At 30.4% G+C, this 14,931-nt stretch carries 19 protein-coding genes; 4 read left to right on the top strand and 15 right to left on the bottom strand.

The window, feature by feature from the left end:
- Both ACH5TX_RS01470 and ACH5TX_RS01465 read right to left on the bottom strand, forming a co-directional pair.
- Positions 1–108: VOC family protein (locus ACH5TX_RS01470; protein ID WP_439337599.1), on the bottom strand; the 108-nt coding region annotated here is incomplete at its 3' end.
- 380 nt (positions 109–488) lie between these two features.
- Positions 489–842, bottom strand: a complete 354-nt coding sequence (locus tag ACH5TX_RS01465; RefSeq protein ID WP_439337783.1) for a hypothetical protein — start codon at positions 840–842, stop codon at positions 489–491.
- Between the two features lie 619 nt (positions 843–1,461).
- Between ACH5TX_RS01465 and ACH5TX_RS01460 the strand changes: the two genes are divergently transcribed.
- Entirely contained in the window at positions 1,462–3,036 is a 1,575-nt protein-coding gene (locus ACH5TX_RS01460; protein WP_439337782.1) for a reverse transcriptase domain-containing protein, read from the top strand.
- Positions 3,037–3,190: 154 nt separating this feature from the next.
- Here ACH5TX_RS01460 and ACH5TX_RS01455 read toward each other — a convergent pair whose 3' ends face one another.
- The 8 genes from ACH5TX_RS01455 to ACH5TX_RS01420 form a co-directional block, all read right to left on the bottom strand.
- Positions 3,191–3,823, bottom strand: coding sequence for a DUF2306 domain-containing protein (locus ACH5TX_RS01455; RefSeq protein ID WP_439337781.1), 633 nt, complete (start codon positions 3,821–3,823; stop codon positions 3,191–3,193).
- A gap of 218 nt (positions 3,824–4,041) precedes the next feature.
- Positions 4,042–4,620: a hypothetical protein gene (locus ACH5TX_RS01450; RefSeq protein ID WP_439337780.1), complete on the bottom strand. Its 579-nt coding sequence runs from the start codon at positions 4,618–4,620 to the stop codon at positions 4,042–4,044.
- Between the two features lie 158 nt (positions 4,621–4,778).
- On the bottom strand, positions 4,779–5,285 hold the full coding sequence (locus ACH5TX_RS01445; RefSeq protein WP_439337779.1) for a hypothetical protein: 507 nt from the start codon (positions 5,283–5,285) through the stop codon (positions 4,779–4,781).
- A 163-nt stretch (positions 5,286–5,448) separates the two neighbouring features.
- On the bottom strand, positions 5,449–6,588 hold the full coding sequence (locus tag ACH5TX_RS01440; protein ID WP_439337778.1) for an erythromycin esterase family protein: 1,140 nt from the start codon (positions 6,586–6,588) through the stop codon (positions 5,449–5,451).
- A gap of 265 nt (positions 6,589–6,853) precedes the next feature.
- Positions 6,854–7,411 carry a hypothetical protein gene (locus tag ACH5TX_RS01435; protein WP_439337777.1) on the bottom strand — a complete coding sequence of 186 codons (558 nt, stop codon included), beginning with the start codon at positions 7,409–7,411 and terminating at the stop codon, positions 6,854–6,856.
- A gap of 194 nt (positions 7,412–7,605) precedes the next feature.
- Positions 7,606–8,742, bottom strand: coding sequence for a tetratricopeptide repeat protein (locus tag ACH5TX_RS01430; protein ID WP_439337776.1), 1,137 nt, complete (start codon positions 8,740–8,742; stop codon positions 7,606–7,608).
- A gap of 185 nt (positions 8,743–8,927) precedes the next feature.
- On the bottom strand, positions 8,928–9,212 hold the full coding sequence (locus tag ACH5TX_RS01425) for a hypothetical protein (RefSeq protein WP_439337775.1): 285 nt from the start codon (positions 9,210–9,212) through the stop codon (positions 8,928–8,930).
- A gap of 193 nt (positions 9,213–9,405) precedes the next feature.
- Complete coding sequence (locus tag ACH5TX_RS01420) at positions 9,406–9,876, bottom strand: hypothetical protein (RefSeq protein WP_439337774.1); 471 nt, start codon at positions 9,874–9,876, stop codon at positions 9,406–9,408.
- Positions 9,877–10,117: 241 nt separating this feature from the next.
- Here ACH5TX_RS01420 and ACH5TX_RS01415 point away from each other — a divergent pair, with 241 nt between their 5' ends.
- Both ACH5TX_RS01415 and ACH5TX_RS01410 read left to right on the top strand, forming a co-directional pair.
- Positions 10,118–10,705, top strand: a complete 588-nt coding sequence (locus ACH5TX_RS01415) for a Panacea domain-containing protein (RefSeq protein WP_439337773.1) — start codon at positions 10,118–10,120, stop codon at positions 10,703–10,705.
- On the top strand, positions 10,706–11,203 hold the full coding sequence (locus ACH5TX_RS01410; protein WP_439337772.1) for a hypothetical protein: 498 nt from the start codon (positions 10,706–10,708) through the stop codon (positions 11,201–11,203).
- 231 nt (positions 11,204–11,434) lie between these two features.
- On the opposite strand, the gene ACH5TX_RS01405 is transcribed toward ACH5TX_RS01410, so the two are convergent.
- The 4 genes from ACH5TX_RS01405 to ACH5TX_RS01390 form a co-directional block, all read right to left on the bottom strand.
- The gene (locus ACH5TX_RS01405) at positions 11,435–11,782 is read right to left on the bottom strand and encodes a hypothetical protein (protein WP_439337771.1); all 348 of its coding nucleotides are present in this window, start codon (positions 11,780–11,782) and stop codon (positions 11,435–11,437) included.
- Between the two features lie 157 nt (positions 11,783–11,939).
- Positions 11,940–12,476 carry a hypothetical protein gene (locus tag ACH5TX_RS01400; protein ID WP_439337770.1) on the bottom strand — a complete coding sequence of 179 codons (537 nt, stop codon included), beginning with the start codon at positions 12,474–12,476 and terminating at the stop codon, positions 11,940–11,942.
- A 149-nt stretch (positions 12,477–12,625) separates the two neighbouring features.
- Entirely contained in the window at positions 12,626–12,970 is a 345-nt protein-coding gene (locus tag ACH5TX_RS01395) for a TfoX/Sxy family protein (protein WP_439337769.1), read from the bottom strand.
- A 4-nt stretch (positions 12,971–12,974) separates the two neighbouring features.
- Positions 12,975–13,421, bottom strand: coding sequence for an SRPBCC family protein (locus ACH5TX_RS01390; RefSeq protein WP_439337768.1), 447 nt, complete (start codon positions 13,419–13,421; stop codon positions 12,975–12,977).
- A 120-nt stretch (positions 13,422–13,541) separates the two neighbouring features.
- Between ACH5TX_RS01390 and ACH5TX_RS01385 the strand changes: the two genes are divergently transcribed.
- On the top strand, positions 13,542–13,955 hold the full coding sequence (locus ACH5TX_RS01385; RefSeq protein WP_439337767.1) for a winged helix-turn-helix transcriptional regulator: 414 nt from the start codon (positions 13,542–13,544) through the stop codon (positions 13,953–13,955).
- A 179-nt stretch (positions 13,956–14,134) separates the two neighbouring features.
- Here ACH5TX_RS01385 and ACH5TX_RS01380 read toward each other — a convergent pair whose 3' ends face one another.
- On the bottom strand, positions 14,135–14,641 hold the full coding sequence (locus ACH5TX_RS01380; protein ID WP_439337766.1) for a hypothetical protein: 507 nt from the start codon (positions 14,639–14,641) through the stop codon (positions 14,135–14,137).
- Positions 14,642–14,931: the final 290 nt, after the last annotated feature.

Below are 14,931 nucleotides of genomic sequence, written 5' to 3'. Positions count from 1 at the left end.
ACCACCTAGAGGTTCGTCCTTCTTTATTATGAAGCCTAATTTTTCAGTGTAAAAATTTAAGGCTTTTTCTTGGTCTCGGACTGGAATGCTTATTAGTGTTACTTTCATTATCTGCGTTTTTTTACATTACTGCCAACGGTTATGTATATGGAAAGTGCGATTTTGTGTGCGAGGATTTTCCGAAGGAAAATCAGAAGCAAGCAAATGAGCAATAGCCATAAGGTTAGGTACTAAAATAAGCATTTTTTATATGCGATGTTGCCTACCGTTTTTATTATTCAGATTATTAATTTTTAAACTTAAAATATTATGAAAAAATCAATTTTTGTCGGACTTATTTTAACTGCTTTTTCAGTATTCAGTCCATATTTATTACAGGAAAATTACCAGAACAATGCGAAATGGTCAGTTTTAAGTCAATTCCTTTTTTTATGGTTTTGTTGTTCGCTATTTATTTATTGTCTTAATTCAATAAAGTCCAATTTACGCTAATCTTTTTGATTTTTCGAAAATCCTTTACCTATGGAATACCCAATAACAGAACCAAGTAAAGTACCAACAATTGACCCTTCAATTATTTTATTCATAGAAAGTAAAATTATGGTTCCTAAAATCAATAAGTTAATAACTAAGTCTTTAATGAACTTCCATTTCCAGAAAGTCAAATCCCGACTATTAAATGTTTTTTCTGCATTAATTTTTTCGATTTTCACTTTATTAGAGCTTTCAATAATTTCGTTGATTTTTAAGTCTTTTAAAGATGTTTTTATTAAGTCGACTAGTGGTTTAAAATCTATCGACTCTTCATTTTTTTTAGGTTCATTTTCTTTGTTTTCTTTCATAGTTTTGAGTGAGTTCAAATGGTTGGCAACGGTTGTGTATAAGGATAGTGCGGTTTTGTGTCCGAGGATTTTCCGTAGGAAAATCAGAGAGACCAAATGCGCACTATCTTTTTGATTTAGGAATAAATTTAAGCATTATTTCTTATACTTTGTTGTAGCACGTTTTTTATCAGACGTTATTCTTATTAATATTCTGACAATCTTTCAGTTAGTGTGTTTTTGGCAGATAAAAACACTTATTGTCGTATTAATAAACTGACATAAGTTAATTGGTGTTATTTTTGATGTAATAAATACTTAATGGGCTGGGAACATAGCTGATGGTTACGTTTTATTATCAATGCACTTCGGTGTATCACGCGCAGAAATCGGCTGACGTGTGAAGACGCATTCCAGAATACCAAATGCAGGTGCAATCTATAATAAGAAAGCATAAGCCCTGTATAAGGTCTAAGGATGTCTTGAGTTCTGTTTGAGATGTTTGTAACATAGTTATAAGTATTAAAGATACGAATTTAATTCTAACAATGAGTGGCGCTATCTAGGTTGAAAGACTAAAGTAGCATAAGGATTGTACCATCATAAGGCAAGCCACGACCAGCCCTTTTTTTTATCATATATGACTCCAGATTGGCTAAAATTTAAAAGGTATCCACATATAGGTAAACCTCTGACGAAAAAAAAAGATGCAGGCTGGGTTACGGAATATGTCACTAATCCTGATAAGGTTGCAAGCCATAAATTCACGCCATTATTACATAAGATAATCCACCAAAGAAAATACAGACCAAACAAAGATGCTCCAAAGAATAAATTTGGAAAAAAGCAAAGGTCAGTACAAAAGCCCAAAAAAAGACCAATATTTTATGCATCTCATTTAGATTCTATTTTATACAGTTACTATAGTCACGAATTGACTGAAGCTTATGAAAATTATATAGAAAATGAAGATTATGGAATTAGTTCAGTCGCTTATAGAAAAATTCCAATAGTAAAAGGAAAGAAAGGGAACAAAAGTAATATAGAGTTTGCTTTTGAAACATTTAAATTTATTGAAGATAACAAACATCGAAAATTATCAATGATTGTTTCAGATGTTACATCTTTTTTTGACAACCTTAACCATAGAATACTACATAAACAATGGAAACGTATTCTGAAGACAGAAAGCTTGCCAGATGACCATTATAATGTTTACAAAAGCTTAATCTCAAAACGTTATGTTAACGAGTTAGAATTATTTAAAAAGTTCCAACACAACCTTATAGTTGAAAGAGGTATTGAGAATGACGGCAAAAACACAAGATTGCGTTTTAAAAAGGTCAAGCACATATGGAATTTAAAAAGAGAAAGAGTAGTTGCTTATTGTTCAAAAGAAGATTTTTATCGCGAAGCGAAAAATTTGATACGTGTAGAAAAGAATTGCAGTCATCAGCATAGAAGATGTCGAAAGAGTTGTCAATTAAAGGGAATACCTCAAGGTACTCCAATGAGTGCAACTTTAGCTAATATTTATATGTTAGATTTTGATAAAACTATTTTTGAAGGAACACAGAAAAAGGATGCTTATTATCAAAGATATAGTGATGATTTAATTATTGTATGTGACCAAAAAGACGAAGAATATTTTTATGATTTAATTCGTGCTACAATTGAAGATTTAGCAAAACTCGATATACAACGAGATAAAACGAATATTTATAGATATGAAGATATTGATGGTGAATTTGTTGGTGGTATTCTTAACGAAGAACAAGATATTTCTCCAAACAAGCATCTTGAATATCTAGGGTTTAAATATGATGGAAATAAAGTAAAAGTGAAAACTGTTGGTTTTTCAAAGTTCTATAGAAGTATGAAAAGAGCTATTAGAAGAGGTGTTCATTTCGCTATTAAACCAGAAAATAAGAATCACGATTTATTTGAAGAAAGACTATTCAAGAGATTCACATATAAAGGCGCCAAAAGAAGATTGATATATAAGCCTGACCCAAAATCGGAAACAGGCTATTCTGAATCAAAAGAGCAATATTGGGGAAATTACATAAGTTATTTAGAGAAAGCCAATCGTGTAATGAAACCAATCAATGGTGATGATACAATCAAAAAACAATATTCAAAATTTTGGCCAAACTTCGGGAAGGAAATGAAAAAGGCATACAAGGAAATTGGTGAAAAGGTAGCGAAAATGTAAATCGTTGTGTTTCTCTCTCGAATGTTTACTCAAATGTGCTACAACGGTCTTGTATAAGATTAGTTGCGTCGTTTATGCATGAAAGTTAGCAAATAAATCACAGATAGAAAATCCTCGAGGACTTTCGTAAGTAGACTAAAACCAGCAATTAATTTTATACTTTGTTGGCAACTGGCTTTATTGTATGTTTTCTTTTATTTCTTACAATTAGGAATGCAACAATTATATTAGGAACCCAACAAAGCCACGCAACGATTCTGTAAGCACTATTGAATTCACCAATTGCAATAGTTAATAATGGAAGCCAAACTCTTAAAGTTACTGCTGCAAAACAAGCTGCATAACTAAAAATCATAAATTTTTCGTGTGATTTAATATTCCCTTTTTTAATTGCTTTAAAGCCCAATATAGTTGTTGTTAACCAAATTAACCCTAATGTAAAAAATCCGAGGATACTGATAATTCCGCCAGAAGCGTACAAAGCAATAAAAAGACCACAAATTCCACTGATAAGGACAGAAATCACATAAATTTTTCCAAGTATTCTATGCAGTGCTGTCTTTTTTACTCTTAACGTATTGTTAAATTGCAACCATCCAATTAATAAGGCTAGTCCACCAATAGTTATATGACCATAAAAAGCAATATTCCATAAATTGTCATTTAAAAGTTCAACCGACTTTGACGACAATAGTCCAAATCTGCGGTCAATCAAAAAGTAGATAATCGGATATAATCCAATAAGTGTGGATAAAATTCCAATGGTAATCCAAGAAGCTTTTTTCATTTAATTTTAGTATTGTTTATTACATAGATAAAATTTACTCTGAAATGTTACAGTTTTTTTGCTTGTTGCCAACGGTTGTGTATAAGAATAGTGCGGTTTTGAGTCCGAGGATTTTCCGCAGGAAAATCAGAGAGACCAAATACGCGCTATCTTTTTGATTTGGGAATAAATTTAAGCATTATTTTTTATACTTTGTTGTGCGCTGGCTTTTCATTTTTTTATGGTAACATCCAAAATTTTATTCCACCCCAATATTCTCTATAATTTTCTCGAAATGTTTTGAATTCCGATGATTTTGGTAATCCATTATCTTTTGCAAAGAGATTGTATTCAGTTTCCGAGTCAAAAAATACGATTTCGTCTTTCGATAAATCCCAACTAAAAAAAGGTTTAGGTCTGTCAACTGGACTTACTTTTGTTTTTCCTGTCAAATAGTTGTCAGATTTTTTAAAACTATGAACCATCATTGCCCCATAAGAATAGTTTTCAGGTTCTATATAGGAATCCATTCCATTAGTTTCTCCAACTTCCTTAAAATTCCCAATTGGTATTCTTGCACTATCTCCTAATCCGTGATCTCCCCAATACGTAAAAGAATAAATAAAAAGTCCGATGGAAATTAATAGTCCAAATACAAACCAATATTTTTTCTTTTCCTTTTTTATATTTTTCAAATATTCAGTCGATTTGAAACCACAGACAATCATCATTATTCCGATTAACAAAGCAGAGTATGTCGAAGCAAGAATTCCTATTTTAATTAGTTGAAATGTAAAATGAAAAAGTACTTCCATCATTTATTTACGTTCAGTTTTTCAGCTTGCGCACAACGGTTGTGTGTATGGTTTCGTTGCGTGAAAATCCGCGAGGATTTTCCGCCGTAAACCAAAGATAATAAAAATGCGAGGATTTTCCGATAGGAAAATCAGAAGCAATGAATTATACACTTTGTTAGCTACAGTTTTTTATATTTTATTTTTTCCTTAATCAGCATTTTTTCCACTTTTGAAATCAAGCTTTCAGTCGTTCCATTTGCAATTAGACGTATCAGATAATGATATCCAATTCCGACTATTGGTAAAAAGAGAAATTCAAATTTTTCAAATCCATTTATAAACATTTGATAGATTCCGATACCAAAAGTCACAACTGCAAAAATTAGTGAAAACCAATATTGCGTAAGGAAAGTAAGTCCGTTTGTGCGTTCTAATTTCAGATTACTTTCAGTTCCGTCCGCATTAGAATTTACACATTTTAAATTCAGGCTTACTAAAGGTCCTAAATTCGGCTTAAACATAATTAATGATACCGAATTGTAAATTTCAATTCCACCATCATATGAAATCTCTCCAGATAAATTATGTCTTTTTTTAAACACATTTTTCTTTATTTCCGAAGAAACAATTTTATTCAGTTTATTTGCAGTTTCGAACAGTTTGTATTTTATTATTTTTTCTTTCAAAGTTTTGATTGGTCGAAATTGTAGCTAACGGTTACGTATAATATTAGTGGCGCGTTTAGGCACTAATTTAGTAAATAGAAACTTGCCAGTGGAAAATTCCGCAGGAATTTTCCAAGTAGGCTAAAACTAGCCATTAATTTTATGCTTTGTTGGCAACAGTATTTTATTTTGGATATTTTACTTTTTCTCCTTTTGATATAAAAACTAATGCATCAAAATGTCTGAACCAATTGGTTTTGTTTTTCTCAAGATTAAAGATTCCATCAAATTTCTTTTCTTCATATTCTGCATTTTCATTAATTAGTCGTTTTGAATCTACAAAATAGTTTTCTTCAATTGAAGGTAAAAAATGAATTATATGTTCTTTGTCTTTGCTCCATTTTTTTATCTTTTCCTCATTGCGCCAAGGTAAAATCATTGATGAAACAGCAATATGATAAGAAACATTAGGATTCATATTTACGAATTGACTTCCCATAATTTGTCCTTTCATAAAATCATATTCGTATTTTGTCATATGAGCATTGGCTAGCCAAACAATGAATTTTTTTTCAGGCATTGTTTTAATTAGAAAATCTAGGTTACTTGCCATTTGGCTGTCTCTAATTGGAATTCCTTTTTTACTGTTTTTATTTGTTGAATTTATAAGAATGTCGCTTTTGTAGCTTTTTAAGAACTGAGTCCAAAGCTTGTCTTTTTTAACTTTGTCATTTTCTAATAATTCATCTACATCACTAACTAATTTTTCTAGTTTTGATTTTCCTAATACTTTGTTCGCCTTTTTTCTGTTTTTAATATATTTTTCTGTTAAATCGATAAAGTTTTCGTTGATATTTATAGAGCTATCTTTTAGGAATTCAGTCAGTTTATTTGTGAAATTTGTCCAAGTATAGCCAGAACCCATTTGATTGTCAAAACCCCAAATAGTGACATTATGTTTTTTTAAAAATTCAAATAGTTCTTTACATTGGACAGAACGAGACCAGAAAGAATATAAATTAATTTTGCTGTGGTCAAAATAAAGTCCAAAAAAATCGCCTTCAAAAGCTATGTCTTTATATCCTTTTTCTAAAACTAAATACTTTACAAATTCAGTTTTAGCTAAAAAATCCGAACCAATATGATGTTCCGCTTCTCCCAAAAAGACAACTTTTTTGTCAGTTAAATTTATATCTAAAATATCTTTAACATCATCGGTTAATAGATTCTCTATTGTATTCAATTCATGAATATTCTTCTCGACTTGAGCTAAAATAGAATTTAAACTAACGACTGTAAAAATGAGAAAGATAATTTTTTTCATAAATGCACATTTGATTGAAAGTCAAAAGAAGATAGATTTAATTTAAAAATTGTTAAATATTCTTTAATTATGAAAACTTTAATTAATTGAATAGAGCTTAGAGTGAGTTTATTGTTGCCAACGGTTGTGCATATGGAAAGTGCGATTTTGTGTGCGAGGATTTTCCGAAGGAAAATCAGAAGCTAGCAAATGAGCAATAGCCATAAGATTAAGCACTAAAATAAGCATTTTTTATATGCGATGTTGTGGTGTCGTTTTTATTTTGTTAATAATCAGATTTATAAGTATTTGTTGTTTGTCTTTTTGTCCAATTTTTGAATTCAATATTCACAATCACTTCTTGAATTCCGTGAATTTTTTCTTTAAAATCAAAAGATGGTAAATATTGAATTCCGTATTTATTTAGTACTTTATCTATTTTTATTTTGTCTAATTGTACTTTTTTATTCTTTTTCCTAAATCTATTCAGTTTTGAGTATGCAATTCCGAGAAATGTAAATCCAGTTGTAATTATTCCAATTTTCACAGACCAAAGAAAAATGCTGTATATAGTCCAACTAGAAAATAAATATCCACCAATTATTAATGAAAAACCAATAATTATGGTAGTGTAAAAAGTCAAATGTGTTGATTTTTTGTTTCTGCGTAATATTTCCAATTCGAGATTAGCAATTTCTAATTTTTCTTGAAATTTACTATCAAGTTTGATTTTAGTACATGTATTATTAAAATCAGGTTTTCTATTGGTCAATTTGCAGGTCAATCCTTTTTCAAGGCTAGTCATTTCGTTTTCGCATAAATCGCAATGTCTCGCTAAATTCATTAAAATTTTAGTTCAATTTTTAGTTAGTTTTTCGATTTATGTACGTTCCGTTAAATGCACCACAACGGTTTTGTGTATGGCTCGTTGCGTGTTTCAGCAACTAAATTAGCAAATACAAACCGAATAGAAAATCCGCGAGGATTTTCGTAAGTAGGCGAGTACTAGCAATGAATTATACACGGTGTTACCCACAGTTAATTTTTTCCTTTTCTTGAACTTGCTGTTGCTTTAATTTCTTCGTTCAATATTTTTAAAACCATTTTCTTTAAATAATCATAATCGAAATCTTCTTTAATTCCGTAATTGAATGTACTGTGTGTTCCATTTTTGTCCATTCCAAGTATGTACTTTTCGTAACCAAGTTCAATTGAAATAGGTGAGTTTTCCGTTTGGATTGTAAATTCAGTTTCTCCTTTTTCATTTGTAACGTAAAATATATGCTTGTAATAGAGTTTCCCTTCATTAACTGCAAATCGTTCGTAAGCAAGAATTAACTTGTCATTCCAATCGAATTGGTCAAAACAGAACATACTTTTAAGATTGTCCGTTAATTTTCCTTGTTCGTAGGCTTTGTAAAGTTTCTCTTTAAACGGTTTTGCTTTTTCGTACTCTTTTTTGCCATAATAAACTTGAATTAGTTTAGCGTAAGAATTATAGTCGGTTGGTGCTAACTCAATTAATTCTTTATAAGCAATTTCGGATTTGTCATAGTCTTTATTTAGAAACTCGTAAAGTCCGATATTGTACAAAGCGTTTATATATGAATCAGATTCTTTTGAGATAGTCTCTTTTGATTTATAAAAGGCTTCTAAAGCATTATCAGGTTGATTTAGTTCCGCATAGATTTGTGGAATCATAGTAAAAGGTCTGTCTATTGGTTCATTTTTTTCCGTAGCTGTTATATAAGCAGAAAGTGCTTTTTCATATTTCTCTTGACTTATATATGAATCTCCTAAACCACTAAAATAATTTGAGTTACTTGAATCCAATTCAATTGCTTTATTGAAAGATTCAATTGCTTTGTCGAATTGTCCCATATAATTCAAGGTCATTCCTTTTATGAAATAAGCGTCTGGGTCTGTTTTGTCTTTTTTGATTGACAAATCCATTAGTTTAAGTACATTATTATCGTCAGCTTTCATATAGTAAGCCATTCCAACATAATAAATTGCTTTAGCTGGATATTCACTTGCCTTTTCGGAATGCTCGGAAATAATCAAATCATATTTTTCTTCTCCGTAAGCTTTTTCTAATTCAGCCGTAATCTGTTCTTGAGCATAATTACTTAAGCTTAAAAGACAAATTATTAATGCTACCAGGATTTTTTTCATAATTGTGGGTAACGGTTGTGTATAAGAATAGTGCGGTTTTGTGTCCGAGGATTTTCCGTAGGAAAATCAGAGAGACCAAATGCGCGCTAGTCTTTTGATTTAGGAATAAATTTAAGCATTATTTCTTATACTTTGTTGTACGTAGTTTTTTATTTTTCCATATTATTATTATTTTTTTCAAAGAGTTATGTCAAAATTAAAATCAGAATGATAATTAAGATAATAGCAGTTGAGATAAAAATCAGGCGTTCCTTTTTTCGTTCTGATTCCGCTTTTCCTCTAATCTCATTTTTAATTTGAGTAAGTTCATCCTCGGAAACTTTTTTGAAAATCAGCTTTTCAGATTCGTCGTTTGGAAAATTCAAATCTCTATTATTAGATTTAAATTTCGGCTTGTTAGATGTTTTCATAGAACGATTTTGTTTCATCCTATTATTCATATCTGCAACGTGTCCAGCACCTCCGCTCATTTAATTAATACTTTATTTTTGTTTCAGTTTGGTTTTTCTCAAATTACGTACAACGGTTACGTATAATATTAGTGGCGTGTTTAGGCACTAATTTAGTAAATAGAAACTTGCCAGCGGAAAATTCCGAAGGAATTTTCCAAGTAAGCTAAAACTAGCCATTAATTTTATGCTTTGTTGTACCCAGTTTTTATTTTCAGATAAAGTCGCTGTCTGTCCAAATCAGCCAATTATTTCCAATTCCCCAAACTTCTATAAAATTCAAATCGAAATTATCTTTATAATATCCTTTTTCAGTTTGTTCAGAATCACACGTTGTCCAAGTCAGATATAAAATCCCGATTGGATATTCAGTCCATTTCGTTTCGTATTCCACTTTTTTGCATTCAGAGCTAACTCCGACAATAATGCGCTTTATTCCTTTTTCTTCTAATTCTTTAGATAGTGCTTTTCCCAAGTCTTTTGGGTATGTGTTTTTTCCTTGATTTGAAATCGCAAATGGGTCTTTTAAAATCCGTTGAGTTAAATTATTCCATTCAGTTCTTTTTTCCGAAAGTTGCTCAATTTTTTCAGATACAATTTCTTTTCTTTTTTCTCGATTGTCTTTACAAGACGAAAGACTAAAAGTCATTATAAAAATCAGAAATATGGTTTTTAAATAGTTCATTTCTTAAATTGGGTACAACGGACGTGTATATGAATAGTGCTGTTTTATTTGCAGTATTTTTCACATCAATTTAGAAGTAAATTTAATAATAAAATTTAAATATTAACTAAATGAAAGCATTATTTATATGCTAACAGTTGTTTAAAGTATTAGGATTTGATAATTGTAAATTTCGTTAAATGACAAACACGCTTTTTATTTTTTTGAGCGTTGGCTAATTGCTTTGTAAAAGCAAAATATAATGACATTAGAAACCTTAATATTTGATATTAGTAGTGCTGTGAAGTATTTTTTTAGTACTTTTGGCATAAGTTTTGGAACTAAACTAGTTATGAGAAAAACCAACCTAAATAATTTAGTTGATTTTGTAATCGTTTACTGTAAAGCAAACGGGTTATCAATCACTCCACTTAAATTACAAAAACTTTTATATTATATTCAGTCTTGGCATATAGCAAAGTTTAAGAAGAATAATCTGTTTAATGAATTACCTCAAGCTTGGGTGAATGGTCCAGTATATAGGTCTGTATATGACACTTATAAAACTAATTTTTTCAAGAATGAAGATATTAAGTATGAAGTTTCAGGTAATTTAGAAGATGAATTAAAATCAAAAATAGACGAATTAAATATCGAGGATAAACAGGTTAGAATTATAAATAGTGTTCTTAAATTTTACGCACCACAAGCTGATGGTAAGTTAGTTTTAAGAACTCATACAGATAAACCTTGGAATCAAGCTAGAAAAGATTTAAAACCATTCGAGAGGTCTACTAATGAAATCACTATTGACAGTATGTTCTCTTTTTACTCTAAAATGCTTGATTAAATGGGGTCTTTTGAGGACATCTTAAAAGTTCATACCGAAGAGGTAATAGATTTTGACCGAGACTTAAATTTAAAAAAAGGAGATAGTCCATCTATAACTAGAGAGTTTAAACCTAGAATTTCATACGACTTATTAAGTTTTAAAGATAATGAAGAAATATGTTTCACAAACTCTTGTTTTGTGAAAGAAGATTTTCATATATACTTTGAAAAAATGATTGAAGTCTCAAAAACTAAATTAGGTGACTTAATGGATGGGAATACTGAATTAGATTTTAAAATTTATTCTGGAGTAAATAAAGCTCTAAAATCAATTTTCTTATCATCTTTAGGGGAAAGAGGTTATGTTGAGACAATACCATCTTTCGGTAGAATAGGATTATACAATAGTAGCGATGGAAGTGGTAAAGCTCCTAGAATTTTTTTTGCTCTAGGTCATCAATCTACATTACATATTTTAGCTTGTGACCCTGAACATAAGGTTTATAATTCAAAATAATTTACCGAATCAAATATTAAAAGAAGGGGATAAAAAATAAAAAGATTATTAGCAGAATTTTCGTTTGAAGTTCATTCAGCCTAATATTTTTTACAACGGTTACGTATAATATTAGTGGCGCGTTTAGGCACTAATTTAATAAATAGAAACTTGCCAGCGGAAAATTCCGAAGGAATTTTCCAAGTAGGCTAGAACCAGCCATTAATTTTATGCTTTGTTGGCTGTAGTTTTTTATTCATTATAGATTGTTCCGCTATACCAATCAGGTTTTTCTTTTTCATTTCCGTAAAAGCCCCAATCAGTGAGAGTTTCAATAAAACTCTTTCGTTCATAAATTTCATATGCTAATGGATTGAGTGCAGAGGAATAAAATCCGTGTTTTTGTGGAATATCAAAATCAGTCATTTCATTAGTCGATAATACAACTGTTCCTAGTTTACTACCAAAATTCTCAATTAATAAATCAAACTTAATCTCAGTTCCGTCTGATGTTTTTAGAATAAATGGGCTTTTGATTTTTATATTTAAATCAGTTGCCGCTTTTTTCCACGATTTAACAGTATTCTTTTCCGAAATCATTATTTTTTTTAATTACTGCCAACGGTTACGTATAATATTAGTGGCGTGTTTAAGCACTAATTTAGTAAATAGAAACTTGCCAGCGGAAAATTCCGAAGGAATTTTCCAAGTAGCTAAAACTAGCCATTAATTTTATGCTTTGTTGTACAACGTTTTTTTATTCTATTTTAAACGACTTGATTATGTTTTCAAGTTCACACAATTCCTTTTTACCGTATTTGTTTGTTGAAACTGCAAGGTTTAAAGTGTAGAATAAATCATCTGTTGGATGCTCAATTGTTACATATAATCCAATAATTGGAATCGTATCGAATTTTTCTTCTACGAGATTCCAAATTGCCTTTTTTTCAAAAACGTCTGTAATTCCATTTTCAATTACGTCATACTTGCTTTCAACATCTTTTTGTTGCTCCTCAAGGGTCATCCAAGGTTTTGCTTTACCCATTTCTGTAAGTCCGAAATATTTAAAAGCATTTCCTTCAAAAATCCCAGCACTTATTCCATTATCAGTAATTTCTGGATTCCATTTATTGCTTGGTAATTTAACTGAATATTGATGCTCCATTCCAAACAAAGTAACATCACTGTCTAAATTGATTTTTTTACATTCGCAGTCATTTAGAAATTCCGATTTTTCAGAGCAAGAAATCAGAACTAAAAGTCCGATTATCAATAATATCGTTTTGTGTTTCATCAAATGTTGTACAACGGTCTCGTATATGAGCCGTAGCGGATTTTAATGCACTAATTTTTTGGCTTAACATAGACCTTAAAAGATACAAAAAAAACCATAGATGAAGCACTTGCTCCGCTATGGCTAATATACCTTGTTGTAGGTAGTGCTTATTTCGATTTTTTATTGAATTCGATTGCTTTTCCAATCCAATATTCTAAGTCAGTATCCGTATCAAATCCTGCTGGTTTAATAAAAATATATCCTTTCATAGGTCTGCCTGTAAAATCCATTGGCAAACAAACCTCTTTAATAATTTCCTTTTCGTATTGGATTGTTCCAATTTTGGCCATTAAGAGACTATCGCCAAACTTCTTGTCAATATGGATTCCACAACACATTTTATCATTTACCATAAATATGAGTCCCCCCATCATTCTTTTCTCGAAAAATTGAGCATTTTTCGATTGAAGGATTTGCCTTATTCGGTCGCCCAAGTGTTCATCATATGCCATAGACTCAATTTTGTTCCGATATTTTCTTTAAACCTTGAAGAAAATCGTTGATACCCTTATTCCATTTTGATTTAATAGCAAGCCCCAAAAGGTTGCCTAATAAACCATATTTCATTTTGTAGCTTTGAGTTTGAGTTACTTTATACTTGTTGTCGTGAATTTTCTCAAAGTTATATCTATGGAATAAACTATGAACAGGAAAAGAACAAGCATTTAGTTCATATTTAAGGTCAATATTTTCTTCATATATGGTACAGGTTTCTTCAAACCAGTTTTTACCATCATTCATTTCAACCTTACGTTTTGCACCCTTACCTTTTTTATTTTGAGTAAGTACATTTGATTCTTTTACTGCTGGGTCATAAAGTGCTAATCTATCAAGCGCAGAGAGTTCTTCCCAAATTTTCTCAATGGGAGCATTGATTATTATTTCATTCTTTAATGTTGTCATATCGATGAAATTTTAAGTCGTTTTTTTTCAGATTAAACATTTAGCTTGTAAAATCGAAGCTAAATTAACATTTAACTTTGAAAATACAAGTTAAATGGGATTATTTTTTATTTTTACATTATGAAAATACGTTCGCATTGCCCAATAAATTTCACTTTAGAACATTTTGGTGACAAATGGTCTTTATTGATAGTCAGAGATTTAATGTTTAAAGGAAAAAGACATTACAATGAATTTTTAGAATCTAATGAGAAGGTATCCACAAGTGTCCTTGGTGATAGGCTGAAAATGTTGGAAGAAAATAAAATCATTTCGAAAGGTAAGGATGATGTAAAAAAGTCACGTATAAAATACAGTCTTACCAAGAAAGGAATTGATATGCTCCCTATTCTAATTGATATGATTATTTGGGGTGGTTTTTATGATGATAAAACAGAAGCAGAAAAAGTCTTTTTGACACAAGCTACAAAAAATAGAGACTATTTAATTTCTACAATCCGAGAGAAATTAGAAAATGAACACTTGTCAAATTAAGCGAATTTTCTTTGTAATTCAGTCGTTTCTTCGCATTACCTACAACGGTTACGTATAATATTAGTGGCGCGTTTAAGCACTAATTTAGTAAATAGAAACTTACCAACGGAAAATTCCGCAGGAATTTTCCAAGTAGGCTAAAACCAGCCATTAATTTTATGCTTTGTTAGGTGCAGTTTTTATTGGACTTTTTCTCTTTTCATACTTAAATTTATAGTTAAACTCAAAAGTCCTTTGTCAATTGGTTGAAATTTTTTGTTGATCAGAATAACGTGTGGGTTTATAGTCAGTTTACCTCTTTCTCCGCTAAACCCAATAAAAGGAACGAGTCTCAAAGTCCAATTATCAAAGTCTGTATATGTTACCAATTCAGTTCCAATGGCAATTCCCATTAGATTTATAAGTCCACTTATTTTAGGTCCAATTGTGAATTTTTCTGTATTTAGCCCTATTTCGGTTCCGATTCCATATTGAAAACCGCCTCCATGAAGTCCACCATACATTGTCTTGTTAATTCCGATATCAAGCAGGTGAAAGTTTTTGTCATTAGGGTCGCCAAAGCTGTAATTATATCCAACTCCTAAATTTAGAGATTTATAATTCGCATAATCTCTTTCTTTTCGGTTTTGTCCAAATCCGAGATTTATTAATACAATTAAAAGTAAGATTGTTATTCTATTTTTCAATTTTGAGTTCTGTTTTTTTAATTGCACCTAACGGTTGTGTATAAGAATAGTGCGATTTTGTGTCTGAGGATTTTCCGCAGGAAAATCAGAGAGACCAAATGCGCACTAGCCTTTTGATTTAGGAATAAATTTAAGCATTATTTTTTATACTTTGTTAGCCACTGTTTTTATTTTTCAATTTCTCTTTAATCCGTTCAATTTCTTTTACTAAATTGTTTTCATTTAGATATATTATTAAACTATCTGACTTAATTTCAAAATCGCTACTATACTTATCAATCCAAGTCGAC

The sequence above is a fragment of the Thalassobellus citreus genome (assembly GCF_044385915.1).
In the GTDB taxonomy this organism is placed as follows: Bacteria; Bacteroidota; Bacteroidia; order Flavobacteriales; family Flavobacteriaceae; genus Thalassobellus; species Thalassobellus citreus.
The sequence above is the reverse complement of the archived record's forward strand: the minus strand, read 5'-3'. Positions and strand labels throughout refer to the sequence as shown.